Origin of the sequence: Synechococcus sp. OH30, assembly GCF_047462175.1 — a bacterium.
Classification (GTDB): domain Bacteria; phylum Cyanobacteriota; class Cyanobacteriia; order Thermostichales; family Thermostichaceae; genus Thermostichus.
The window spans coordinates 109,685-134,773 of the sequence record NZ_JANSIP010000001.1 but is presented as its reverse complement, the minus strand read 5'-3'; the positions used below and the strand labels follow the sequence as shown (position 1 = coordinate 134,773).

Below are 25,089 nucleotides of genomic sequence, written 5' to 3'. Positions count from 1 at the left end.
CGCCGAAGTCCAGCGGAACGTTACCTCCTCTCCCCCCTCTTGGTTGTAGCAACCAGCTGGCTTGAACAGCAGTTGCTTAGCTGCGCTTTGGCGTCGGGAAAGAGCCGGTGACCGCCTGGATCTTTTGCCGCCGCCCCCCTCGCTCAATCTCCAGCTCTAGCTTGCTGCCCACCTCAGTGCGCTCCACCTCTTGCTGCACTTGGTCGGCAGTGGTTACAGGGCGGCCATTGACGGAGAGGATGATATCTCCAGCCCGCAGGCCCGCCCGCTCTGCTGGGGATCCCTGAATGACCTCGCCGATGAGCACCCCCTGATCCACGGTTACGAAAATGCGACTGTTGGGATCCTGGTTAAGGCGCTCCTTCAGCTCAGGAGTAAGGGTGAGCATGCGGATACCCAAATAGGGGTGATCCACCCTGCCCCGGGTAATCAACTGGTTGGCCACCCGCTGCGCTGTCTCAATGGGAATGGCAAAGCCCAACCCCTGCGCTCCCTGGATGATGGCGGTATTGACCCCAATCACTTCCCCTTGGGCATTCAGCAGCGGACCGCCGGAGTTGCCGGGATTAATGGCCGCATCCGTCTGGATGAAAGACACCCGCTTGTCGGGCACGCGGATCTCGCTGCTGGAACGGCCCAAGGCACTGATGATCCCGGCAGTTACCGTGTTGTCTAGCCCCAGGGGGTTGCCAATGGCAATGGCCCACTGACCCGGCTCCAGAAGCTCGGAGCGGCCCAGCTTCACCGTTGGCAAGTTCTGGGCGTCAATCTTGACCACTGCAATGTCCGTAACTGGGTCCGTGCCAATAACCTTGCCCTCAAAGCTACGGCCATCTTTCAGCGTCACCGTCACCTTGTCAGATCCCTCCACCACATGGGCGTTGGTGATGATCTGGCCATCCGGGCTAATGATAAAGCCGGAGCCCGTCCCTTGCTGTCGTCGCTGCCGCGGCAGGGGAGGGATCACCTGGCCAAAGAACTCGCGGAAAAACGGATCGCTAAAGAACTCCTCTGGGAAAGCCCCAGGAACGTTGACTGTCCGCTCTGAGTCGATGCGCACCACTGCCGGCCCCACCTTCTGGGCCACCTCGGCAATAAAATTTAGGTTTGGCTGGGGTGGAGTTGCCGTCGTCTGAGCAGATACCCCCCTGCCTCCCCCTAGCGCTGCTCCCAGACCAATGCCCAAGAGCACCAGCAGCACTGACGCAAAAAGAGACCTGAGGGCGGAGACTGCCAAAAGCTGCAAAAAGGGAAGGACTCTATTCCCTTGAGGCGACTGGTCAGGCTGAGCAGAAGGGCCTGAACTGGGAGAGGGTTGGTTTGGCATAGATGGGCTGGACTTCATAGCCACAGGGAAAGAGTTGGGATTGCGGAAAAAGCCCCACGGGGAGGAAAAAACCTAGGCCCAATCTAGCACGGGCAGCAGGTATTCCAGAACTATGGCGCTTTTCCGCACTGCTATCCAGTCAAAAGAGCAGCAGAATCTACTGCTCTGGGAAGCTGACTTCCCTCTAGGAGTGGGTTTGATGGAGGGGGAAGCCAAAGAAGCCTTTGCACTTGGTTTTTGCCGCTAACCTAGAAGTGTAGCTCAGGGATAAGACCATGACCAACCGAGCCCGTTGCCTGTTGGCTCCGCTGCTGGGGGGGTTGCTCTGGCTACCACCAGCTGCGCCGGTTTTGGCGCAAAGGGATCCCTTGCCACCCCCACCCCCTGGCGAGGGATGGCGTCCTGTAAATCCGGCGGCAGGGGGAAACGGCTCTGGCCAGCCCTTTCAACTGCGAACCACGCTGCTATTGCGCTCTGGAGATTTAATCCAAGCGGTGCATCGCTCTGCCGAGCCCCTCCTGCTTGCCCCTGGTGAAACCCGCGCCGTCAGCCTCAGTCTGGAAACTCCCCTGCGGGATATCTACGGCAACACGGTCGTCCCGGCGGGAGCCATCCTAGAAGGTCAATTCCAGCCAGTAAGCGGCGGCACCCAGTTTGTCTCGCGAGCTTTGGTTTTTAACGGCCAATCCTACCCCCTCTACGCCCAAAGCCAGGTGATCCCGCTGCGCAAGGATCCCCGCCATACCTCTGCGGAAGCCATTGTCCAAGATGCCCTGATTGGAGCAGCTGCAGGGGCCATCCTAGGGGGCCTCCTGGGTGACCGGGTGATCTCAACAGAGAAAGTGCTGGGCGGAGCAGCTGCAGGGGCTGTGATTGGCAACGTGACAGCGCCAGAAGTGGCGGTGATTGATGCCAACGCCAGCCTGACCTTGAGGGTTACCCAAGACTTTCAACCCTATCTGCCCTAGACGAGGGCTAGCCGCTGCAGCCGTTGCCAGGGAGGGGAGCTCCTTGCCTGGGAGGGACTTTAAGAAGTGTGAAGATCTGAGATGGCAGACGGCAGGCATATCGGAGAATAACATGGGGGTATGCCTGTCATACTCTTTTAAAAAAACGACTTGAGGATGGCTATCCATGAGCGTTATCACGAAGTCGATTGTGAATGCGGATGCGGAAGCCCGCTACCTCAGCCCGGGAGAACTGGATCGCATTAAGTCCTTCGTCACCTCGGGGGAGAAGCGGCTGCGCATTGCTCAAGTCTTGACTGAGTCGCGTGAGCGCATCGTTAAGCAAGCAGCCGATCAGCTCTTCCAAAAGCGTCCCGACATTGTCTCTCCAGGTGGCAACGCTTACGGAGAGGAGATGACGGCAACTTGCCTGCGGGATATGGACTACTACCTGCGCCTAATTACCTATGGGATCGTTGCCGGCGATGTTACGCCGATTGAGGAAATCGGCTTGGTAGGTGTGCGGGAGATGTATAACTCCTTGGGCACGCCCCTGCCGGCAGTGGCGGAGAGCATTCGCCTCATGAAGCAGGTAGCCATGGGTCTGTTGTCTCCCGAGGACGCGGCTGAAGCGGCCTACTACTTTGACTTTGTCGCGGGAGCCATGAGTTAGTCTTTTTGTTTAACTGCCTTCTGTTTAAGGTTCACGGATTGGATTTAGGAAGCTCATCATGCAAGACGCAATTACTGCTGTAATCAACAGCTACGATGTCCAAGGCAAGTACCTCGACAGCTCGGCCATGGACAAGCTGAGGGCTTTCTTCGCCTCGGGCGAGCTGCGGGTGCGGGCGGCTGCCACCATTGCAGCCAACGCTTCCAACATCATTAAGGATGCTGCTGCCAAGGCTTTGCTCTACTCGGATCTCACCCGCCCTGGTGGCAACATGTACACCACCCGTCGCTATGCTGCTTGCATTCGCGACATGGACTACTACCTGCGCTATGCCACCTACGCCATGTTGGCAGGGGATCCCTCCATCCTCGACGAGCGGGTGCTCAACGGCCTCAAAGAAACCTACAACTCGCTGGGAGTGCCAATTGGGGCAACGATTCAGGCCATCCAAGCCATGAAGGAGGTAACTGCGGCTTTGGTGGGTCCTGAAGCCGGCAAAGAAATGGGTGTGTACTTTGACTACATTTGCTCCGGCCTAAGCTAACTGCCAACATTGTGGCCTTGGCCTGAGGTTTAGCCTCTAACAAGCACGACAGGCGACTTGCCCCAGGGATCTGGTGTGCTAACTAGGGTACGCGAGCTTTCTGAGGTGGGTCGCCTGCCTTGCTGGTTGAGTCAGCCATTTGTCAGGGGGATCCTTGCACCATGCGGATGTTTAAGATTACAGCTTGCGTGCCTAGCCAAACCCGAATTCGTACCCAACGGGAGCTGCAGAATACCTACTTCACCAAGTTGGTACCCTACGACAACTGGTTTCGCGAGCAGCAGCGCATTCAGAAGTCGGGTGGCCGCATCCTGAAGGTAGAGCTGGTTGCCGGCAAGCCAGGAATCGACGTGGGGTTGCTGTAGTTCCCTTGCCCATCTGCTGTTGCCTCCTGGCCAGATCTGGTAGGCCCAGCTTTGGGGAGCTTAGCCTTGGGGCTGGGGAAGTCAGTCTGGCTATTTTGTGGGGGTGAGAGTTTGGAGCCAATTATTGCTGTTGACAACCTGAGCAAGGTCTACCCAGTGGCCATCAAGGAGCCGGGGGTAGTGGGCACATTGCGTCACTTTTTTCGCCGCACCTATCGCTACATCCCGGCAGTGCAGTCTTTGAGCTTTCAGATTCAGGCGGGGGAGGTGGTAGGTTTTCTGGGGCCAAACGGCGCTGGCAAGACCACCACCCTAAAGATGCTAACAGGTCTCATCTACCCCTCCAGTGGTACGGTCCAGGTGGTCGGCCATCTGCCCTACCGACGCGAGCCAGCTTTTTTGCGGCAGATTACCCTTGTGATGGGACAAAAGCAGCAGCTCCTCTGGGATCTCCCGGCGATGGACTCCTTGCGCATTAATGCCGCTGTTTACGAGCTCCCGGAAAAGGTGTTTCAGGATCGGGTGGAGGAGTTGGCGGAGTTACTCAACCTGCAAGGCAAGCTAAATCAACCGGTGCGCAAGCTTTCCCTAGGGGAGCGGATGAAGGCAGAGCTCCTGGCGGCCCTGCTCCACCGCCCGCAGGTTTTGTTTTTGGACGAGCCCACCTTGGGGTTGGATGTGAATGCCCAGGCTGCTGTGCGGCAGTTTCTGCGGGACTACAACCGCCGCTACGGGGCAACAGTGCTCCTGACCAGCCACTACATGGCTGATATTACAGCCCTCTGTGAGCGGGTGCTGGTGATTAGCGGCGGGCAACTGATCTACGATGGCAACCTAGAAGAGCTGCGGCAGCGCTTTGCTCCCTATCGCGAGGTGAAGCTGGAATTGGCCCGCCCTTGCTCCTTGGCGCAACTGCAATCCTATGGTGAGCTGCGCAGCGAAGGGGATCCTGGCAGCAGCTGCGAGGTGCGGCTGTGGGTGCGGCGGGAACAGCTCACCCAGACAGTGGCCAGGCTGCTGGCAGAGCTGGAGGTGTTGGACTTGACAGTAACCGATCCGCCAATTGAAGAGGTTATCGGCCGAGTGTTTGCCGGGGGGATCCTCCCCTAGGGTTAGATTCCCCCGGACTGCCCCCCGGCAGGAGAGGGAGCCCAGGAGCCTGGCTTTGGAAGCAAGGAGAGGGCTTGTTGTGCTCGTGGTCAAACTTGTTGCGTAGCAGCCTCCCTCTGGGCAGCCGTCGAGCGAGCTGCATGCAGAGCGGCATAGAGCTTGTTGAGGGCGTTCACATAGGCTTGCGCGGAGGCAACAACGATGTCCGTATTGGCAGCATGGCCGGAGAAGATGCGATCTTCATGGCGCAGGCGGATAGTAACTTCCCCCATGGCGTCAATGCCGGCGGTAACCGACTGGACAGAGAATTCAATGAGCTGGTTAGGAATGTTGACAATGCGGCTGATAGCTTTATAAACCGCATCCACCGGTCCCGTGCCCACCGCTGCATCCACCTTTTCCTCCCCCTCAGGGGTAATTAGGCGCACAGTAGCTGTAGGCGTCTCGTGATTGCCACACACCACCTGCACGTGCTCCAGCCGGTAGAGGTCCGGCACTGGCCGGGTTTCATCGTTGACGATGGCCTCTAGGTCGAGATCGGTGATCTCTTTCTTTTTGTCGGCCAGCTCTTTGAAGCGCAAGAAAGCCTTGTTTAGCTCTTGCTCTGACAACTCGAAGCCCAGCTCCTTGAGGCGGGTACGGAAGGCGTGGCGGCCCGAGTGTTTGCCCAACACCAAGGTGCTCGATTGCAGACCGATGGTTTGGGCGTCCATGATTTCGTAGGTCTGACGGTTTTTGAGCATCCCGTCTTGATGGATGCCGGATTCGTGGGCAAAGGCATTGGCACCAACAATTGCCTTGTTGGGCTGCACCAACATGCCGGTGAGGTTGGAGACTAGGCGGGAGGTGCGGTAGATCTCCTGGGTTTTGATGTGAGTCAGCGGTTTTTCGGAGTCCACCGGCAGCCCAAAGTAGGGGTTAAAGTAGCTGCGGCGCACATGCAGGGCCATCACCACTTCTTCCAGCGCTGTGTTACCGGCCCGCTCGCCAATGCCGTTAACGGTTACTTCCACCTGTCGCGCTCCCTGCTTGATGGCCTCCAGGAAGTTGGCTACTGAGACTCCCAGGTCGTCGTGGCCGTGGACAGAGATGATAGCCTGCTTAATACTGGGCACGTTCTCGCGAATGCTTTTAATCAGTTGGCCGAATTCCTCGGGCATGCTGTAGCCAACGGTATCAGGGATATTGATGGTTTTGGCCCCGGCCCGAATGGCTGCTTCGAGGACCTCGTAGAGGAATTCGGGATCAGAGCGGGTGGCATCCATGGCGGAGAACTCCACATCGTCCACAAAGGACTTGGCGTAGGCCACCATCTCTTCAGCAATTTGCAGCACCTCTGCGCGGGTTTTGCGCAACTGGTACTTGAGGTGGATGTCAGAGGTGGAAATGAAGGTATGGATGCGGGGCTTGGCAGCGGGTTTGAGGGCTTCAGCTGCCGCTTCGATATCAGCCTTGCGGGCACGAGCCAGGCTGCAGATGACGGGGCCATCGGGGGTGCCCACGTGCTCAGCTATCTTCTGCACCGCCTCAAAGTCGCCAGGGCTGGCGTAGGCAAACCCCGCCTCGATGATATCAACCCCTAGCCGAGCCAGTTGCCGGGCAATGGCCAGTTTCTCCTCAGTGTTGAGGGTTGCGCCGGGACACTGCTCTCCGTCGCGCAAAGTGGTGTCGAAAATAAGCACATGATCCAAGGCTTGGCCATCAAATGAGGAAGAGGTAGAAGCTGCGGCAGCGTTCATAACTTTTCGATTGAAGAGGTAGACAGTGCTTTTTATTTTGGCATTACTAGAAGCGCCGTAAAGCCCCTAGCTTATTGCTCTATAGAAGCAAGCTATAACCGCCGGGAGGACTTCAGCGGCTGCTGAAGGCCCCAGATCCTTGGCGCCTGGAGAGGTACTGCCAACCGCCTTCTGCAGTCTCTTGGCCAACCCAGAAATCGGGTGAGGCTGAGCTAGCCCCTGCAAAAGAAGTGGCCGGAGGCCTAGTGGCTCGGCAGGGGTTGCCTACTTCAACGGGCCAAAATGCTACGATAGCGGCAAGGAAAAGAGGAAGGCGAAGCGTTACATGGCAGAATATACTCGGTCGATTTCCTTCTACGGGCGGGAAATTGACATCAATATTGGCTTGATGGCCCCCCAGGCAGGCTGTGGAGTCTGGCTGACCTGTGGGGAAACTTCGGTCTTGGTTACGGCCACGCGCCAGGCCAATCGTGAGGGGGCTGACTTTTTGCCGTTGCTGGTGGACTATGAGGAGCGCCTCTATGCTGCTGGCCGGATCCCAGGGAGCTACCTGCGGCGCGAGGGTCGCCCCCCAGAGCGGGCTACTTTGATCTCGCGTCTCATAGACCGACCCCTGCGGCCGCTGTTTCCAGAGTGGCTACGGGACGACGTACAAATTGTAGCCACCACCCTCTCTGTGGACGACAAGGTGCCCCCCGATGTGCTGTGCATTTTAGGAGCCTCCCTGGCCGTTCACGGTGCCCGCATTCCCTTCAACGGCCCGGTGGCAGCGGTGCGAGTTGGCCTACTCCAGGATGAGTTTATCATCAACCCTACCTATGCGGAAATCGAGGCTGGCGACCTGGATCTGGTGGTAGCTGGCTGTGCCGACGGCGTGATCATGGTCGAGGCGGGCGCCAAGCAGGTGCCGGAAAAGGACGTGGTTGAGGCTATCGAGTTTGGATTCGAGGCTGTTCAGGAGCTGCTCAAAGCTCAACAGCAAGTCTTTGCCGACCTCAACATCACTCCTGTGGAACTGCCCCCGCCCCCCGTCAATGAGGAGCTGGTTACCTTTGTAGCAGAACAGGCGCAGGAGGAGATTTGCTCTGTCCTTAGACAGTTTTTGGACAAGACCAGCCGCGAGCAGCAATTGGAGGCCATCAAGGCCAAGCTGGCGGCCCAAATCCAGGAACGGCCAGAGGGGGATCCCCTAAGGCTTTACCTGCTGGAAAACCCCAAGGAGTTGGACAACCAGTTCAAGGCCCTCCTCAAGAAGCTGATGCGCCGGCAGATCCTGGAAGAGGGGGTGCGGGTAGATGGGCGCAGGCTGGACGAGGTGCGGCCGGTCTCCTGCCGGGTGGGCTTGATCCCGCGAGTCCACGGCAGTGCTCTGTTCAATCGTGGCCTCACCCAAGTCCTTTCCATTACTACCCTAGGCACCCCTGGCGATGCCCAGGAGTTGGACGACCTGCACCCAGTGGACGAAAAGCGCTACATGCACCACTACAACTTCCCTGGTTTTTCTGTGGGAGAAGTGCGGCCCTCGCGCTCGCCGGGGCGGCGGGAGATTGGCCATGGGGCGCTGGCGGAGCGGGCCCTAGTGCCAGTGCTGCCCAAGGAGGAGGAGTTCCCCTACGTGGTGCGGGTAGTCTCGGAGGTGCTCTCCTCCAATGGCTCCACCTCGATGGCTTCAGTCTGTGGCTCTACCCTGTCTTTGATGGATGCCGGGGTGCCGATTAAGGCGCCAGTTAGCGGCGTAGCCATGGGCCTAATCAAAGAAGGGGACGAGGTGCGTATCCTCACTGACATCCAAGGGATCGAGGACTTTTTGGGGGACATGGATTTTAAGGTGGCCGGCACGCGGGCGGGGATCACCGCTTTGCAGATGGACATGAAAATTACCGGCATCACCGTTGACATCCTCGAGAAGGCCCTCCTGCAAGCCAAGGCTGGGCGGGACTACATCCTCGACAAAATGCTGGAGGTCATTCCCGCCCCTCGGCCTCAGTTGGCCAAAACGGCTCCCCGTTTGCTTACCTTCAAGGTGGATCCAGAAGACATCGGCAAGATCATCGGCCCCGGCGGAAAGATGGTGCGCAGCATTACTGAAGCAACGGGGGCCAAGGTGGACATTAGCGACGATGGCACAATCACGGTCTCTTCCTCGGTTAGCGGCCAGGCTGAAGCGGCGCGGGCCATGATTGAAAACCTAGTGCGGCGAGTGGAGGAAGGGCAAGTTTACCTAGGCAGGGTGACCCGCATCCTCCCTATTGGCGCCTTTGTGGAGTTCTTGCCTGGCAAGGAGGGCATGATCCACATCTCGCAACTGGCGGAGTACCGCGTCACCCGCGTCGAAGATGAAGTTGCCGTGGAAGACGAAGTGGTGGTCAAGGTGCGCAGCATCGATCACAAGGGCCGTGTCAACCTCACCCGGCTTGGCATTAGCCCTGAGGAAGCGGCGCGAGTGCGCAGCCACCGCCGTTGAGGCTGCGGTTTCTTCCCCACCCCCCAGTGACCAAGGTCCTGGAGTGCCAGCTCGACGGGCCGCCTCCCCAGGGGAATGGGGCTGGGCTTTGGCTTGGGGGCTGGGGTGGGCTACTTTGCTCAACCTTTCCGCTCAGCACCCCTTGCCCCTGCGGCTGGAGAGCGATGCCCAAGCCTGGCTCTATGCCCTGCGCCGCCCCCAACAGCCTTCCCCAGAGGTGGCAATTGTCGGCATCGATGGCCGTCTTGAAGGCCAGGGGGAAAGGGCGGAGGGCAAGCCTCATGTTGACTTTCTTCTGGAGCGCTCCAACTACGCCGGCCTAACTCTGCGCTTGCTGGAAGAAGCGGGGGCTAGGGTGGTGGTGCTGAATCTGCCCAGTAGCTTTGTGGTGCCGCAGAATCTGGGTAACGAGGACCTGGATGCTCCCCTGCGTCAGGTTATCCAGCGCTACCCAGATCGTGTGGTCTTGGCTACCCGCAGCAGTGAGAGCTTTGGCCGCTCTGAGATCAACATCTACAACCACTTTTTGCCCTTTTCCTCGCTGCGGCTGGAGTACTTGGTGGCACCGGAACATGTCCAGGGAGTGGTGCAACACCGCCTGGACGGGGCTGGAATCCTGCGCCAGGCCCAGTTGCGGGGGCTCTACCTACGCCGCGACAGCCAGGAGGAGCAGATGTTTGCTGCGGTGGAGGCCTTGGCTTTTGCCAAGTACGACCCGGAGCGGGCCAGCCGCTGGTTGCGCGAACGGGGTTTGCAGCCAGTTCAATTCAACCCCCTCGGAGCCCAGCACGGCATCCCCATCATTCCCATCGAGGAGGTCTGTCCGCCGGTGATTCCCCGGACGGGACCCGGCTCCCCGACGATCAACCCCGGGCAAGCCTGCCGCCGCCAGGAAGGGATCCCCCCCCTCGATCCGAAAGTTGCCGAGCAACTGCGGAACAAGATCGTCCTGGTGGGCTTTGTGGGCGGCTACCCCGAGACCTTTCCAGTACGGACAGCAGATGGATCCCAGATTGCAGCCGTAGAACTGCAGGCGCAAGTCTTGTCCAGCCTGCTTACCGGAGAGGTGTATCGATCCCTGCCGGCAGCGCTGGCGGCAGGGGTTGTCTTTCTGCTGAGTGGGGGAACGGGCCTGATCTTGGTGCTTCATCGCCCTTCTCCGCGCAAGAGCCGCTGGGACTGGAAACAGCGGTGCCCTCTCCTCTGGCCGCTGCTGGGGCTGGCTGCTTACGAAGGCTGGGCTGTGGCCCAATTTTTGCTATGGCGTTGGATTTGGCCGCTGAGCTTGCCAGCTTTGGCGGTTGGCCTGACAGAGGTAAGCCTGCTGCTAACGTTGGTGATTTTGGAAAACCAGCAGAGGCTTTTGGCCCAACAACAGGAATTGGAGCGCCTGCGCCGGGCTGAGCAGGAGGCGGCCATCGACCAAGCCCGCAAGCTGCTCTACCGGGTAGCCACCGACATTCATGATCGCGAGCTGCAAGAGCTGAAGGTGGTGATGGACGAGCTGGAGAGCTTGCAATGGCAACAGCAACAGGGCAGGGATCCCGATCCTGCCATTTACGATCGTCTCCTGGAGCAGCTGGAGCGGATTGGACGGGGCATTCGCGCCCAGCTCAATGACGTGCGCACGCTGGCCACCAAGTTGCACATTTCCCCCAGCCTGCGGGAGGGCTTGCACCGGGGCATCGACACCTATCTGGACGAGCTCATCCAAACGGGCAGCCTGACCTTGGCTGTAGAGCGCCACCTGCAACCTTTGGCGGAGCCCAATACTAGTGAGTGGTTCGACCAGCGGGAGGACATCCTGCGCTTTCTGCGAGAGGCCATTGGCAATGTCATTGCCCATGTCCAGCCTCCCAAGGGCAACGCCTCCTTTGTCAAGGTGTCTCTAGTCCAAAGGGATCGCCACTGCTACCTGTCGATCCTCAACGACGGCATAGAGTACGCTCCGGCCCCCTGCGGCGGTTACGGCAGCAAGGTCATGAATACCATCGCCCGCTACCTGCCCAAGGGATCCTGGCACCGCACCCAAACCCCAGAAGGCTACACCCATGTAGAGCTGCACTGGGAGATGCCGGATCCCTAGCTACAGCCAAGGGAAGCTCCTTGGCAAGTGCTAGCCCACGGCTGGGGGCTCGAAGGAGGGCGTCCCGCTGGCAAAACTTAGCCCCGCAGGCAGCGGGCCAAGGCCCCCTAAGCCCCAGGGGGTACCTTGGGCCAACACTACTCTGCCTTGGCAGGTGGCTGCCGCTAGCAAAAGGGCCGCCTAAGCTGGCAGGGGACTGCAGGCTTTCACCTAGGTCTAGGCAGTTTGCAGTTGTTGCAGCTCCTTGGAGGTTAGCTTGGCGCTGAGAGCACCCTGCTCCCAGCTGGAGTTAACCCTCTCTGGTGCAACCTGGCTGTTGGTGTAGAGGCCTACAAGGGGCTTTCCTAGGGGCCGGCGCTATTGCAGACTAGGTCAGGAGTTGTTGCAGGGTAGTCAAAGAGCGGCGCTTCTTTTCCATGACTTCCGCGCCGCGTTGCTCAGTGGGCCCCAGCTTGTCTTCTTCTACCGACCCAAGGACTGCAGCCAGCCAATGAGGGTGGTACCGGACAATGCTTCAAACGCAATCAAGGCCACAAAGCCAATCATTGCCAAGCGCCCGTTCAAGCGCTCAGCGTACTCGGTAAAGCCCACCCGCGGAACGGGATCCACATACATTTCTGGCTCAATGGCGTAGTTGTTGAGGCGACCACCGTCTTCAACAACAACGGAGCGATATCTGCTCATAGGGTTCTCCTTATTCTTTCTTGACCAGTGTAGCCTACTCTGGGGAGGATTGTAAAGTTTTGTTGAGCAAAGGGAGAGTTGGGGCTTTCGTCCCCGTTGCGGGAGTTGAGCCAAACCAGGTTGTGCAGACGGCGGGAGAGCCAGGCCACTTTCCCGGGCCAGGTCGTCAACGGGGGCTAGGCCATCCCTTCTCAAACTAGGAGGGCTTGGGGATAATAGCAGCGGCAAGGAGAGAAAAAGCAATGTCGGCACAGGAAAAGTTGCGGGCGCTGCTGGAGACCCAGCCAGTAGCCAGCTTGGCGGTGCTGGAGGAGGGGTCGCCAGCAGTGTCGCTAGTGCCTTTTGTGGTGCAATGGGATCCCTTGCGCTTGGCCATTGTCATCAGCGACCTTTCTGCCCACACCCTAGCTTTGCGGGCAGATCCCCGGGCCGCGTTGCTCATCCACGAGCCGCCGACGCCGGGGGATCCGCGCAGCAACCACGCCTTGCCGCGGCTAATGCTAAAGGGGACAGCCCAGTTCCTCAGCCGCGAAGAGGCCCAAGCCCAGGGGTTTGAGGCCCGTTATCGCGCCAAGTACGAGATTGCCGAGATGATCCTGGGCCTGGCGGACTTCCACTTCTGTCAGATCAACCCCACCAGCGGCAGCTTCATTCAGGGGTTTGGCCAGGCCTTCCGGCTGAGCGGCCCCAACTTGGATCAACTAGAGCACCTCACTCCCTCTTAGGCGGGGGACGGGACTTCCCTCCTCTGGGAGAGGCGCTGCTAGGGGATCCCGAGCTCAGGTTTTCGGGTGGGATCCCGGAGCCAGGCTAGCAGCAGCGGGTTGACCAGCTCTGGGGCTTCGTCGTGGGGACAGTGGCCCACCCCGGGCAAAGGAATAAACCCCACCACGCAGGGGAACTCGGCCAAGGCCCGCCCTAAGGCAATGGGCTCCCAGGGATCTGCCTCCCCCCAGAGGATGAGGACAGGGCAGGTGACCTGAGGTAGGAGATCTTCGGCCAAGGGGCCTTGAGAGTAGCGGACAAAGGCCAAGAAAACCTCTGCCGCCCCTGGATCAAGAGCCGGTCGCAGCACCAGCTGCACCAGATCTTCCGTAACCGCTTCTTTGCGCCCATAGGCCTGGAGGAGGATGTTGCGAATAGCCTTGGGTCGGGCTAGCTGGGCAAAGAAAAACCGCCCAAAGGGGGGCCACCCCAGCAGAGATTGCAGCAACGGAGCAGTCCAGCGGCGCAGCCATGAGAGCTGGTGTCGCTTGCGCTCGTGCAGCAGCCGCAGCGAGGGATCCAACATCGCCACCCCCAAAACCTGGCCTGGCTGCAAAACAGCTGCCTGCAAGGCCACAATGCAACCAATGGAGTTGCCCACTAGATAAGCTGGCTCCCCCACCACCTCCCGCGTGAAATCGGCCACCTGGGCGCCCCAGGTCTCGAAGGTGTAGGGCAAAGGGGATCCCGGCAAGGGCTTGGCGGATCCCCCAAACCCGAGCAGATCCAGGGCGTACGCGCGGCAGTGCCGCCCCAGCGCCGGCAAATTTTTCCGCCAGTGGTCGCTGCTGGCCCCAAAGCCGTGGATGAGCACTACTGCTGGGCTAGCGGATCCCGCCTGCTGGTAGCGAATAGACTGGCCCCGCCAGAGCCAGTGCCCTTCAGAGGGAGTTAAGACGCTTGGAGAAGGCTGTTCGGAGAGCATGGGGATCCTAGCAGCTGGCCCTCTTTTTTGCTGGCACAATTTGGATGGGGAAGCAAGTCCTCTCCCTAGGTTCGTGGCGATGGCGTTGGTAGCCTACCCCCTTTTGGGCGTCAACCTGCACCTTACCCTGCCGGAAGCCCAGCTGCAGAGCTACGCCGCCTGGATTGCAGCCCGCCTCAGCCAGGGCCTGGGCGCCCAGGTGGTCACCTGCAACCCGGAGATGATCATGCAGGCGCAGCGGGATCCTGCCTTTGCCCAAGTGCTGCGGGAGGCTGAGCTGGTGATCCCAGACGGCATTGGGGTGGTTTGGGCCTTACAGCGGCAAGGGATCCGCGTCCAGCGGGTGCCAGGGATCGAGCTAGCCGAAGCCTTAATCCAATTGGCGGCAGAACAGGGGTGGCGCTTGGCCTTGGTGGGGGGCAAGCCGGAGGTAAACCAGGCGGCGATTCAGCACTGGCAGGCCCGCTTTCCCTCTCTGGCCGTTTGGGGCCACCACGGCTACTTCTCTCCTGCCGAGGAAGAAAACCTGCTGCAAACTCTCCAGGCCTTCCAGCCGCAACTGGTGTGGGTGGGGCTGGGATCCCCGCGCCAAGAGCTATGGATTTATCGCTGGCGAGCTCTTTTGCCCCAAGCCATCTGGATGGGAGTGGGCGGTAGCTTCGACATTTGGGCTGGGCAAAAACGACGGGCCCCCCGCTGGTGGCGTGACCATCACCTGGAATGGTTGTATCGTCTCTATCAGGAACCTTGGCGCTGGCGACGCATGTTGGCTTTGCCCAGGTTTGCCTGGCAAGTGCTGTGGGCTCCCTCTCCCTCCCAAGCAGGTGGCGAGACCTCCTCTCCCTCTTTGTAGGTGCTTTGCCATGATGGTTAGTCAGCCCGTTGGCGATGTTCCTCGCTTTTACCGTTGCGCCCATCCCAGCTCCAGCGTCTCTCTTCCCGCCTTACCCGCCTTAGCTGACCTAGACGTTGACCGGTCCCGCTCGCGATCCCTGCCCAGCAGCTCTGAGAACATGGTGTTGCTGCGGGGTGTGAGCAAAGTCTTTCCCAACGGCGAGTGGCTCTTGCGGGATGTCAATTTGGAGGTGCGCCGCGGCGAGTTTGTCTTCATAACTGGAGCCTCAGGGGCGGGCAAGTCCACTCTCCTGAGGCTGCTCTATGGGGCTGAAGAGGCCACCAAGGGTACGGTGATGGTGGATGGGGTGTGCCTGTTTTCTTCGGAAGGTCGGCGGCGGCCCTACCGGATTCCCCCCCGTCCTCTAGCGATGCTGCGGCGGCGCTTGGGAGTGGTCTTTCAAGACTATCGCCTCTTGGCCAATCGCACCCTAGCGGAAAATGTAGCCTTTGTCCTGCGGGCCCAGGGGCTCTCCCCGGCAGAAATTCGCCGCCGCCTTGGGCCAACCCTGAAGATGGTGGGGCTGGCCGATAAGGAGAATCGCTTTCCCCATGAGCTTTCGGGGGGAGAACAGCAGCGCCTCAGCCTGGCCCGCGCCATTGTCAACAGGCCGGTGCTACTGCTGGCAGACGAGCCGACAGGGAACCTGGATCCGGAAAACTCGCTGTTGGTTCTCCAGATTTTGGAGCGCCTTAATTCTTTTGGGGTGACGATCATCATGACCAGCCACGACCCCTATCTCGTGGAGCGAGCCGGCCACCGGGTGGTGCGCATGGAAGGAGGACGCCTGTATGATATGGGCTGAGGAGCTGCCGGGATCTGCAGGCCAAGCCCCCTTTCAATGCTCCCTAGGGCGAGAATCCCTTCGCTAGGCGCTAAGCAGCATGCAGTTTCTCTACAAGATTCGCTATCTCTTGCAAGAGACTTTTCTGGGGTTGCGGCGGGGAGGCTGGCTAAACTGGGCTGCTGTTAGCACCCTGCTGGTGTTGCTGTTTTTGGTCGGGATCGGCGTGGAGCTGTCTTGGGGAGTGGAGGCGACGGTGCGCTCCCTGGGAGGGCAACTGGAGATCTCTGTCTATCTGGAGCCGGAACGCCAAGGGGTGGAGTTGCAGCCGCAAGTTGCCCGACTGCCCCATGTGGAAGCGGTGAGAGTGATCACCAAAGAGCAAGCCTGGCGCGACCTGCTGCTGGAGATGGGGATCCAAGATGAGGCGGCCCTGGAAATCCAGCTGGGAGAGAACCCCCTTGTGGATACCCTGCGCGTCAAGGCAGATTCCGCCGAAACCCTGGGCCAGGTGGCTGAGCAAATTCGCACCCTGGAAGGGGTGGACGAGGTGTACTACGGCAGCCGTATTGTGGAAGAACTGACCCAGCTCCAGGAGCTGCTGCGGCTGGGATCCCTGGGCATCCTTGGGGTGCTGACTCTAACTGCAGTGGCTGTCATCACCACCACCATTCGCCTCGTCGTCATAGCGCGGCGGCGGGAGATTGAGGTAATGCAGCTGGTGGGGGCAACGGCAGCCTGGATTTACTTGCCCTTTGTTTTGCAGGGCTGCCTGTTTGGGTTGATCAGTGCCCTGGGGGCTTGGGGCTTGGTTTTGGGATCGCGGCAGTTGCTGCAGGAGGCGTTAGAGCGGCTAATTCCCCTGCCTTTGGTCAAGGTGCTCCAGGCCGATCCCGATCCCCTGGCGTCCTGGTTCCTGCCGCTTTTGCTTTTGGGGATGGGAATTTCCCTGGGCACCAGCAGCAGCCTCATTGCGGTGCGCAAGTCAGCAGGTCGCGGGCTCTGAGCTAAGGGCTTCCATTGCGCTACAATCAAGCTTTGCCTAGGAACACCAAGACTCCAACTATGGCGTCCCGCAATCCTGATTTGGGCATTGACAATGACGAGCTAATGCGTCGGGTAGAAGCATTGATTAACGCTGCCAAAAATCGCTATCGCATTACGGTACAGGTGGCCAATCGGGCCAAGCGTCGCCTCTATGAGGATCCCAACGAGGCGGAAGAAGGACGGATGAAGCCCATTCGCCGCGCCATTATCGAGATGTCGGATGAGCTGATGGAGCCGGAAATTATTGGCGACGAGTAGGGGTTGGGCCGGGAAGGGCGGCAATCTTCCCCGGAGGAGGAAGCCCGCGTTGCCCGTCAGCCAGCAGGCGCAGGTAGGGGGAGTTAGTGCAAGAAGAAAAATGCCACCCCGAGAATGACATAGGTGGCTAGGAGCAAAAGCCCCTCCAGCCAGTTGGAGCGTCCGTCGCTCGTAACGGAGTTAACCAGCAGCACTGAGACGGCAATTGCCACCAATTCCACCGGCCCGAAGTTAAAGTTCATTGGTTGGCCCAGCAGGCTACCGGCCAGCACCAAGAGAGGTGCCACAAACAGAGCAATCTGCATCGTCGAGCCCAGGGCCACTGAAAAGGAGAGATCCATCTTGTTTTTCAAGGCCACTGTGATTGCCGTTGCGTGTTCGGCCGCATTGCCAATGAGGGGCAGCAGGATCACCCCCATAAACAGGGGTGTAACCTGTAGCTGCTCAAGGGCAGTTTCCAGGGTGTCTACAAGCAACTCCGACTCAAGGGCCACCAGCACGGTTAGCCCCAAAAGGGCTAGTACCCAGGGCCACAGCTGACTTTGCTCCGAGGAGGCGGTCAAGACCTGGGGGATGGATCCCTCTGCCTGCAGGACGGGATTGTGGGCAAGAGGGGTGGCGGCTTCGGCTTCGTGAATGCTGTAGAGGTAACTGTGGGTTTTGAGGGAAAAAAGCAAGGTGAGACCATAGACTGCCAGCAACACCAGAGCCACTGCTGTCGAGAGTTCCTGAAGGGAGATCTCCCCTAAGCTGGCATCGGCATAGGTAACCACACTGGGCAGGATCAGCGCTACCACCGCCAGGTTCATCACTGAGGCGTTCATGCGCGCTACCTCAGGCCGAAAGCTCTGCTCGCGAAATTTGATCCCACCCAAAAGCATGGCCAAGCCGGCCACCAGGAGCAGGTTGCTGATGATGGCGCCGGTGATGGAGGCTTTGACCACCTCCACCAGGCCAGCCCGCAGCGCCACCAGGCCAAGGATCAGCTCGGTGGCATTGCCAAAGGTGGCGTTGATTAGCCCCCCAATCGTTGGGCCCGTCAAGGCGGCAATTTCCTCTGTGGCCTGACCGGTAAACTTGGCCAAAGCCACCACTGCCAAAGCGGCGCAGAGAAAGATGAGATTGGGATCCCAGCCCTGAAGGTGGCCTATCCAGGACAGGGGAACCCCCGCTAGCAGCAGGAACAGCAAGCCGTTCAGCGCTTTCTGCCAAGCTGCTGCAGTCGTCGAGGAAAGCGGAGAATTTGCATCGGCCAGGGTCATGGTTCCTAAGGAAAAGCCGGGTAGCTACTTCCTGCCACCGCTGTTGGGGCTTGGCGCAAAACAAGGGCCACCGCCTAGACAACGCAGGTGGTCTTCTAGAGCAGTCTAGCCGTTGCTGGGGAAGCTTGAATAGAGGTGCTGCTTGGCTGGCGCTGCCATCGCCGACTACTCTCTGCTGCAGAGAGCCCCAACCCCCCTTACCCAGCTAATGATTGCCAGGGGATCCTCTCCTCTGCCTGTCAGGGCGGGTTACCCTCCAGCTTCAGCTTGGCTCCAGTTGCAGGGCCAGATCCAGCAGCCGATGGGCCAGGGTGGCCTTGGGAGCCAGGGGGAGCTGCTGGGGGTCTCCCTGACGAGGGATCCAATAGCCTTGGTTGTGGCTGCTGCCAAAGCCGCTATCCGGTTGGTCGATGGGGTTGGCTACAATGGCGTCTAGCCCTTTTTGCTGGAGCTTCCGGCGGGCTGGCGGGAGGGGATCCCCGCTCTGGGCGGCAAAGCCAATGAGGCGCTGGCCAGGACGCCGTTGGCCAGCCAAGGCTGCCACAAGATCAGGAACAGGTTCTAAAGGTAGCAGCGGCGGCAAATCGGTCTTAGCCAGCTTGCCGGCATAGGTCTGCGCAGGTCGCACATCGCCCACGGCTGCTGCCATCCAGAGGAGATCGGCCTGGGGAAACTCAGCCTGCAAAACCTGCTCCAGTTGGGCTGCCGTCTCCACCGGGATGGCCCGTATGCCGAAGGGCTCCGGCTCGAAGGGGATCCCCAGGGGCCCATGCACCAGCGTAACTTTGGCCCCCCGACAGGCCGCTGCCACTGCCAGCGCCACTCCCATCCGCCCGCTGGCCGGGTTGCCGAGAAAACGCACTGCATCAATGGGCTCCCGGGTACCCCCCGCCGTCACCAGCACCCGCTTGCCCTGCCAATCCTTTTTCCCCCCCGTCCAAAGCAAAGCTCGTACGTACTCCTGCAGCACCTCCGGCTCCAGCATCCGCCCTTCCCCCACTGCATCGCAGGCCAGGCGGCCACTGGCAGTAGGCAGGGTCCAAAAACGGGGATCCCGCTGCAGCCGCTGCCAATTCTCGGCCACTGCTGCGGCCTTCCACATGGACGTGTTCATGGCCGGGGCCAGAGCTATCGGGCAGTGGCAAGCCAGCACCACATTGGTGAGCAAATTGTCTGCCAGCCCCTGGGCCAGCTTGCTTAAGGTGTTAGCTGAAAGAGGCGCAATGAGAAAAACCTCTGCCCATTCGCCCAACTCAATGTGCAGGGGTCGCCCCCGCGTGGCCTGCCAAAACTCGGCATCGGTAAAAGCTGGCTGGCGAGACAGGGTGGCAAAGGTTAGCGGGGAGATAAACTGTTCTGCAGCTTTTGTCAAAACCACCCTCACCTCTGCTCCCTGCTGGGCCAGAGCAGATACCAAAGCCGCCGTTTTGTAGGCAGCAATTCCCCCACTCACCCCAACCAGCAGACGCCGTCCCGACCAAAAGGGATCCATACCAGAGAACACTCAAACAGCCTTGTTTCCAGTTTCCCTGTTTTTGCCCCCTGCCAGCGGCACAACAGGAATCCCTTGGGCTCAGACCGCAGACGCCGGTGAGAACAGCACTTGCGAGCCTAGGGCTTGCCTGGGGAGAACCTTTCTTTGCGAAAGTCCGACCTCGCCTCTACAGGTTCTGTTCCGCAGAGGGAATTCGCTACCGCTGTTTTGCGCACTCGTCTCTTCAGATCCCATTCCGGTTGCCGAACTTATCCCCTCTAATAAGAAAGAGTTGAAGGCAACTCTATTGCAATCGCTATTTGTTTTTGGCTACACTAACTGTTGTCCTTGAACCAGCTTGATATGACTGCAACCGGAAAACCAAAACCACTCACTGGCCAAGAGCTCCTCGACAAGGTAACCTCCATGGGAAATGCCGATCCCAAGGAGAAAGCTCGCGCCTGCGGTTACGTCACCTACACCAAGAACGGGCGGGAGCGAGTAAATCTGATGCAGTTCAACAATGCCTTGCTGAAGGCAGTCGGTGTGAATCTCGATGCTAGTGATGGGAACGGTTCCCGGGGTCGGGCTCCGAGTTACCGGGTTTCAGTTCACAAGAATGGCAACCTCCTCATTGGAGCTGCCTACACCAAGAAGATGGGCCTCAAACCTGGGGATCAGTTCGAGATCAAGTTGGGCCACCACAACATCAAGCTAGAGCGCATCGACTGATTTCCTGTCGCCTACCTTGTCGAGGTTCTCTCTCCTGATACCCTCCATCATCCCCTGTTTCTATTTCATTAGGTAGACAAGGGATCCTCGCGTTTGCTGAGGATCCCTAGCTGTTTGCGTCAATCAATTGGTGGCTGACGCCCAGAAGGTTTCGCTATTCTGACAAAAGTTCCTGAAGGGGGCAGCAGCAATGTCCACTCCATCTGCAGAGAACCTGGCTCGCCGCTGGCGACGCTGGCGAACCTGGGTGGGGCTGGTGGTGTTGGCAGCGGGGTTCTGGCTCGTTCAGCCTCATCCGCAGGTTGAGCCGCAGCCGAGTCCGCCGCTGCAGTGGGTCTCCTCCCAGCCAGCCCCTGAGCAGCAGGATGTTTTTGTGGACGGGATCCTACGGCTGCAGTTCAATCGGCCGCTGGATCCCAATCTACAACGGCTGGTGGTTCAGTTGGAGCCGCCGGCAGCGGTCGTTTTCGACGTGCAGGGCAACGAGCTACTCCTCAAACCGCGGGAGCCTCTGCGCTTTAGCACCAACTACACCCTCACGCTTGCCCCCCAGGAGGGGCTGCCTCTGGAGCAGACCATTCAACTGCGCTTTCGCACCGAGCCGCAGTACACCTACGAGCGGGACATCAAACCGCTGCTGGAGGCCAGTTGTGTTGGCTGCCATCAGCCGGCAGGACGCCAGCGCACCCAGTTGCTCGATAGCTATGAGGCAGTTCTGGCCTATGTCAAGCCGGGAGATCCCAACAGTGAGTTGATCGCTCCCCGCTGGACACGCCGCCACGCCACCATTCTCAACGCCAACAACCCCAACCGCCCTCAAGCCCGCGGCGGATCCCCCGAGATTGCCTACATCCAAGCCCGCGGGCTGCCCCTCTCCCGTCTGGGCTTTTGGACGCCGGAGGAGGTGGAGATCGTCCGCACCTGGATTGTGCAGGATGGTGCTCCCCGCACCAGTGCCCGTGCCCAGGCGGGCCCTTAGGCTCCTGGAACTTCTCTCCCACCGCCATGACCTCTCCCCAACCTTTGGCCACGGTGATTCAGGGATCCCTGAGTCGGGGCTTGGAAGCTCGCCTCAACCCTGGCGTTTCGGTAGAAGACCTGCGGGTGGGCAAGTTTGTGGTCATTCAAGGGGAGCGCCACCGCTTCTTTGGCCTGCTCACCGACGTTACGTTAGCAGCCAGCAACCCCCAGATCTTGGTCAATCCCCCTCGTCCCGAAGAAACCCTGTTGCGAGAGGTCTTGGCTGGCAGCGGCACCTACGGGGTTATTGCCCTCACGCCAATGCTCATGTTGGTGCCGCGGCAGACGGAAGGGGAAAGGCTGTACCCCCTCATTGATCCCAACCGGCCAGAAGATGGCGGCCCCGCCTTTCCTGGTGCCGAGGCAATGGAGCTGTTGCCGGTGAAAACGGTGCCGGCCCACTTTTCCCAAGTGTACGAGGCGCGGGAGCTGGACTTTCGCACCGTCTTCGGCTGGGAAGACGACCCCACTCGGCGCAACTTTGCCATTGGTCAGCCCCTGGACATGGCGGTGCCCATTTGTCTGGATTTGGATCGCTGGGTGGAGCGCAGCAACGGGATTTTCGGCAAGTCCGGCACTGGTAAGTCCTTCTTGGCCCGCCTGATCCTGGCGGGCATCATCCGCAAGCGGGCGGCAGTGAACCTGGTTTTCGATATGCACTCTGAATACGGCTGGGAGGCAGTCAGCGAGGATAGGCAGGCCACTACTGTCAAGGGGCTGCGGCAGCTCTTCCCCGGCCAGGTGCAAATTTATACCTTGGATCCTGATTCCACCCAGCGGCGAGGGGTGCGGGATGCCCGTGAACTCTTCATTGCCTACAACCAGATCGAGGTGGAAGATCTGGCCCTGTTGGCGGAGGAGCTCAACCTCTCCGAGGCCAGCCTAGAAAACGCCATTATCCTGCGCAACGAGTTTGGCCGCGACTGGATTAGCCGGCTCTTGAGCCTCTCCAACGCCGAGATCCAAGAGTTTTGCGAACAGAGGATGGGCAACAAGGCCTCCATCCTAGCCCTGCAGCGCAAGCTGACCCGCCTCGACGATCTCAGGTACATCCGCAACAGTCTGCCCCGCAACTACATCGGCGAGATCCTGGAGGCCCTTAGCCGCGGCATTCACGTGGTGATCGAGTTTGGAGCCCAGTCCAACCTGCTTTCCTACATGCTGGCAGCCAACGTGATCACCCGCCGCATCCACCAGGCCTATGTGCAGCAGACGGAGCGGTACCTGCAGTCCAAAAATCCCCTCGACCGGCCGCGGCAACTGTGCATCACCATCGAGGAAGCGCACCGCTTTCTCAATCCGCGGGCAGCCAAGCAGACCATCTTCGGCACCATTGCCCGCGAGATGCGCAAGTACTTCGTGACGCTGCTGGTGGTGGATCAGCGCCCTTCCAGGATCGACAGCGAGGTGATGTCGCAGTTGGGCACCCGTATCACGGCCCTCCTCAACGACGAGGAGGATATCGACGCCGTCTTTACAGGGGTAGCGGGCAGCCAGAACTTAAAGACGGTGCTGGCCAAGTTGGATTCCAAACAGCAGGCTCTGGTTCTCGGCCATGCCGTACCTATGCCGGTGGTGGTGCAAACCCGACCCTACGACGAAAAGTTCTACGCCCAGATCGCCGATCCCGACTGGTCACAGGCCGAGGATGCGGAGGTGTTTCGAGCGGCTCAGAAGGCCAAGGAGGAGCTGGGGCTGTAGGGAGAGCTTCCCCAGAGGCCAGTCATCAAGCGCAGCAAAAAGCGCCGCAGCGGCGGGAAGAGGATCATTCCTTGCAAAACCAAGCGCCGCAAGACCACTAGGGGCCAGTAGGAGTTGGAGAAGGTGCGGGTAAGTAAATCTGTGAAGAGTAGCACCAGCCAGTTTTCCCAGCGGCGCCGGCGGCCGTAGCGCCGTAGGACTTTGACATCCCCCAAATCCTCGTGCCGTCTATAGGCCTCCAGCAGCACCTGGGCCAAGGCAGCGGCATCGCGGATACCGAGGTTTAGCCCTTGGCCCGCCACTGGATGGCAGTGGTGAGCTGCATCCCCCACCAATGCCAGGCGGTGCTGATAGTAGCGGCGGCTCTGCCGCAGGCGAGCCGGGAAGAGCTGGGGGGAGTTCAACAAAGTAAGGCCGCCGCCCTGAGGGCCATAGTAGCGCTGCATCTTGGCCAAGAAGTCGGCCTGGGGGAGCGCCAGGGTAGCCTTGGCCTGCTCATGGGGCAGGATCCAGACCACCTGGCAGCGATTGCCGGGCAGGGGCAGGATGGCAAAGGGCCCAGCAGGCCAGAAGCGTTCGTAGGCGATGTTTTGGTGATCTTGGGCAGGGGCCACCAGGGCGGTGATGCAGGACTGCCAGTAGTCCCAGCCGTCGCTAGGGATCCCTGCCCCCTGGCGCACCTGGGAGCGCAGGCCGTCAGCAGCCACCACCAGGGAGGCGGCCAGCCGGCGTCGGCCTTGGGTCGTTTCCAGCTCCACCTCAGCCGTGGCCTTTCCATAGGTGACCCTCTCCACCCTGGCTTCGTAGTAGCAGGTGATCTGGGGATCCGCAGCCACCCGCTCCTGGAGCACCTGCTGCAGCCAGCCATGTTCGCCGCAGTAGAAAACTGCCGTTTCCCCCACATCCTCCGGCCTAAACGTCACCCGCTGGGGAGCGTTGGCGTCGGTCAGAATCACCTGGGCAAAGGGGGTGATGTGGGGAGCCAGCGCCTCCCACACCCCGATGGCCCGAAAGATGCGGATCGAGAGCGGCGAAAGGGCATAGGCCAAGGGGCGCTGCCTAACTGCCTCAGCCGACTGGGCCTCAATGAGGGCCAAGCGCAGGCCGGATCCCTGCAGGGCACAAGCTAGAGTCAGGCCCGCAATGCCGCCGCCAACGATGATCACGTCGTAGAGGGCGCCTAGGGTCTCCGGAGGGGGAGCAAGGAGCGTCATTGTCTCTCATTGGGTGCTGTAGCCAACTACTTCTGGGGAGGCGGAGTTCGCCGGCGCGGCAACCCGCACCGCCCGGAACATGCCAAAGCGGCAGAGGCCAGTGCCGAAGGCCAGGCGCATGAGCAAGAAGGTGGGCACCTCCCGCAGCGACTTAATCAAGCCTACCAAGCCAAACTTCAGCAACCCTTCGGGACGGACAACCCCCTGCCAGATGGAATCCAGCCAAGAAGGAAGGGTCTCCTGGGTCCAGTCGGCAGTCTCCACCCGTCCCTCTACCAGCCCCGTGGCTTCTAGTGCTTCCACAAAGCCTTCAATGCTAGAAAAAGCGGGGTGCGACCACTGATCCAACAACTGCCGCATCACCAGCCGCTCCCAGAAGTTGAGGGGCTTTTGGCGGTCGTCGCGCTGGTTCCAGTCCGCCACCACCAGGATGCCGCCTGGCTTGAGCACCCGCAGCATCTCGCTGGCGTAGCGGGCCTTGTCCGGCATGTGGGGCCCCGCCTCAATGGACCAGACCACGTCAAAGCTGGCGTCAGGAAAGGGCAGGTTGAGGGCATCCGCTACCTGAAACCGGACGGGGAGATCAGGGGGGGTGAGCTCTTGGGCCCGCTTCACCTGCTGGGGGCTAATGGTAATGCCGGTTACGACAAAGCCATAGTCGCGGGCCAAGATGCGACAACTGCCGCCAATGCCACAGCCCACATCTAGCACCGTCGTCCCCGGCGGCAGCCGATCCAGCCCGCCCCAGCGCACCATCTCGTGGACAAAGTCGTGTTTGGCCTGGATGAAGTTTTTCCGCCGCGGCGGGGATCCGTAGTGGCCAAGGTGAATATGTTCGCCCCAGTAGAACTCCAGGATTCCATCCCGCGTCCACTCGTCGTAGGCACGGGCTACGGATTCCGGGGAGCGATACTTACGGGCAGTCAGCACATAGGCTACCAGTCCTCCCCCTAGGAGCAGAGCTGGGGCCAGAATCCAAAGCATTAGGTGCATCAATTACTCGGGTCGAGGGCGACCGACCCTTCTAGACTGCTAAAGGGAGCAGGCTTTGGCGCGATCCCTGCTTAGCTCTT

At 60.1% G+C, this 25,089-nt stretch carries 23 protein-coding genes; 15 read left to right on the top strand and 8 right to left on the bottom strand.

The features are described from left to right. Positions 1–76: 76 nt before the first annotated feature. A complete protein-coding gene (locus tag NW830_RS00705; RefSeq protein ID WP_414359830.1) occupies positions 77–1,237 on the bottom strand; it encodes an HhoA/HhoB/HtrA family serine endopeptidase in 1,161 nt (386 codons plus the stop codon). Between the two features lie 365 nt (positions 1,238–1,602). On the opposite strand from NW830_RS00705, the gene NW830_RS00700 reads away from it, so the two are divergent. The 5 genes from NW830_RS00700 to NW830_RS00680 all read left to right on the top strand — a co-directional run bounded on the left by NW830_RS00700 (position 1,603) and on the right by NW830_RS00680 (position 4,966). Further along, positions 1,603–2,295: a hypothetical protein gene (locus NW830_RS00700; protein ID WP_414359832.1), complete on the top strand. Its 693-nt coding sequence runs from the start codon at positions 1,603–1,605 to the stop codon at positions 2,293–2,295. Between the two features lie 166 nt (positions 2,296–2,461). Then, positions 2,462–2,947 (top strand): allophycocyanin, encoded by a 486-nt coding sequence (locus NW830_RS00695; RefSeq protein WP_414359834.1) that lies wholly within the window; start codon positions 2,462–2,464, stop codon positions 2,945–2,947. 58 nt (positions 2,948–3,005) lie between these two features. Continuing rightward, the gene (gene apcB, locus NW830_RS00690) at positions 3,006–3,491 is read left to right on the top strand and encodes an allophycocyanin subunit beta (protein WP_414359836.1); all 486 of its coding nucleotides are present in this window, start codon (positions 3,006–3,008) and stop codon (positions 3,489–3,491) included. 161 nt (positions 3,492–3,652) lie between these two features. Continuing rightward, entirely contained in the window at positions 3,653–3,856 is a 204-nt protein-coding gene (locus NW830_RS00685) for a phycobilisome linker polypeptide (protein ID WP_011431036.1), read from the top strand. Positions 3,857–3,967: 111 nt separating this feature from the next. Continuing rightward, positions 3,968–4,966, top strand: coding sequence for an ABC transporter ATP-binding protein (locus NW830_RS00680; protein ID WP_414359838.1), 999 nt, complete (start codon positions 3,968–3,970; stop codon positions 4,964–4,966). Positions 4,967–5,055: 89 nt separating this feature from the next. Here the strand turns inward: NW830_RS00680 and NW830_RS00675 are convergent, their stop codons facing one another. After that, entirely contained in the window at positions 5,056–6,705 is a 1,650-nt protein-coding gene (locus tag NW830_RS00675) for a 2-isopropylmalate synthase (protein WP_414359839.1), read from the bottom strand. Positions 6,706–7,030: 325 nt separating this feature from the next. Between NW830_RS00675 and NW830_RS00670 the strand changes: the two genes are divergently transcribed. Continuing rightward, positions 7,031–9,169 carry a polyribonucleotide nucleotidyltransferase gene (locus NW830_RS00670; protein WP_414359841.1) on the top strand — a complete coding sequence of 713 codons (2,139 nt, stop codon included), beginning with the start codon at positions 7,031–7,033 and terminating at the stop codon, positions 9,167–9,169. A gap of 43 nt (positions 9,170–9,212) precedes the next feature. Then, the gene (locus NW830_RS00665; protein ID WP_414359844.1) at positions 9,213–11,255 is read left to right on the top strand and encodes a CHASE2 domain-containing protein; all 2,043 of its coding nucleotides are present in this window, start codon (positions 9,213–9,215) and stop codon (positions 11,253–11,255) included. A 462-nt stretch (positions 11,256–11,717) separates the two neighbouring features. Here NW830_RS00665 and NW830_RS00660 read toward each other — a convergent pair whose 3' ends face one another. Beyond that, positions 11,718–11,939 carry a high light inducible protein gene (locus tag NW830_RS00660; RefSeq protein ID WP_414359847.1) on the bottom strand — a complete coding sequence of 74 codons (222 nt, stop codon included), beginning with the start codon at positions 11,937–11,939 and terminating at the stop codon, positions 11,718–11,720. Between the two features lie 242 nt (positions 11,940–12,181). Between NW830_RS00660 and NW830_RS00655 the strand changes: the two genes are divergently transcribed. Beyond that, positions 12,182–12,664, top strand: a complete 483-nt coding sequence (locus NW830_RS00655) for a pyridoxamine 5'-phosphate oxidase family protein (protein ID WP_414404047.1) — start codon at positions 12,182–12,184, stop codon at positions 12,662–12,664. A gap of 38 nt (positions 12,665–12,702) precedes the next feature. Here the strand turns inward: NW830_RS00655 and NW830_RS00650 are convergent, their stop codons facing one another. Continuing rightward, complete coding sequence (locus NW830_RS00650; RefSeq protein WP_414359852.1) at positions 12,703–13,629, bottom strand: alpha/beta fold hydrolase; 927 nt, start codon at positions 13,627–13,629, stop codon at positions 12,703–12,705. A 79-nt stretch (positions 13,630–13,708) separates the two neighbouring features. Between NW830_RS00650 and NW830_RS00645 the strand changes: the two genes are divergently transcribed. The 4 genes from NW830_RS00645 (at position 13,709) to NW830_RS00630 (ending at position 16,613) form a co-directional block, all read left to right on the top strand. Next, positions 13,709–14,482 carry a WecB/TagA/CpsF family glycosyltransferase gene (locus tag NW830_RS00645; protein ID WP_414359855.1) on the top strand — a complete coding sequence of 258 codons (774 nt, stop codon included), beginning with the start codon at positions 13,709–13,711 and terminating at the stop codon, positions 14,480–14,482. A gap of 160 nt (positions 14,483–14,642) precedes the next feature. Next, entirely contained in the window at positions 14,643–15,329 is a 687-nt protein-coding gene (locus NW830_RS00640; protein WP_414404549.1) for a cell division ATP-binding protein FtsE, read from the top strand. A gap of 79 nt (positions 15,330–15,408) precedes the next feature. Then, entirely contained in the window at positions 15,409–16,314 is a 906-nt protein-coding gene (locus tag NW830_RS00635) for a cell division protein FtsX (protein ID WP_414359856.1), read from the top strand. A gap of 59 nt (positions 16,315–16,373) precedes the next feature. Then, positions 16,374–16,613 (top strand): DNA-directed RNA polymerase subunit omega, encoded by a 240-nt coding sequence (locus NW830_RS00630; RefSeq protein WP_414359857.1) that lies wholly within the window; start codon positions 16,374–16,376, stop codon positions 16,611–16,613. Between the two features lie 83 nt (positions 16,614–16,696). On the opposite strand, the gene cax is transcribed toward NW830_RS00630, so the two are convergent. Further along, positions 16,697–17,800 (bottom strand): calcium/proton exchanger, encoded by a 1,104-nt coding sequence (gene cax, locus NW830_RS00625; protein WP_414360083.1) that lies wholly within the window; start codon positions 17,798–17,800, stop codon positions 16,697–16,699. Between the two features lie 337 nt (positions 17,801–18,137). Beyond that, on the bottom strand, positions 18,138–19,367 hold the full coding sequence (gene coaBC, locus NW830_RS00620) for a bifunctional phosphopantothenoylcysteine decarboxylase/phosphopantothenate--cysteine ligase CoaBC (RefSeq protein WP_414359860.1): 1,230 nt from the start codon (positions 19,365–19,367) through the stop codon (positions 18,138–18,140). 345 nt (positions 19,368–19,712) lie between these two features. Between coaBC and NW830_RS00615 the strand changes: the two genes are divergently transcribed. From NW830_RS00615 to NW830_RS00605, 3 genes are all read left to right on the top strand, one after another. Continuing rightward, entirely contained in the window at positions 19,713–20,081 is a 369-nt protein-coding gene (locus NW830_RS00615) for an AbrB family transcriptional regulator (protein ID WP_414359861.1), read from the top strand. Positions 20,082–20,271: 190 nt separating this feature from the next. Continuing rightward, on the top strand, positions 20,272–21,060 hold the full coding sequence (locus NW830_RS00610) for an Ig-like domain-containing protein (RefSeq protein WP_414359863.1): 789 nt from the start codon (positions 20,272–20,274) through the stop codon (positions 21,058–21,060). Positions 21,061–21,086: 26 nt separating this feature from the next. After that, on the top strand, positions 21,087–22,802 hold the full coding sequence (locus NW830_RS00605) for a helicase HerA domain-containing protein (RefSeq protein ID WP_414359865.1): 1,716 nt from the start codon (positions 21,087–21,089) through the stop codon (positions 22,800–22,802). Here NW830_RS00605 and NW830_RS00600 read toward each other — a convergent pair. Both NW830_RS00600 and NW830_RS00595 read right to left on the bottom strand, forming a co-directional pair. Beyond that, a complete protein-coding gene (locus tag NW830_RS00600; protein ID WP_414359867.1) occupies positions 22,772–24,016 on the bottom strand; it encodes an FAD-dependent hydroxylase in 1,245 nt (414 codons plus the stop codon). The genes NW830_RS00605 and NW830_RS00600 overlap by 31 nt on opposite strands. A 6-nt stretch (positions 24,017–24,022) precedes the next feature. Further along, positions 24,023–25,009: a methyltransferase domain-containing protein gene (locus tag NW830_RS00595; RefSeq protein ID WP_414359869.1), complete on the bottom strand. Its 987-nt coding sequence runs from the start codon at positions 25,007–25,009 to the stop codon at positions 24,023–24,025. Between the last annotated feature and the right edge of the window lie 80 nt (positions 25,010–25,089).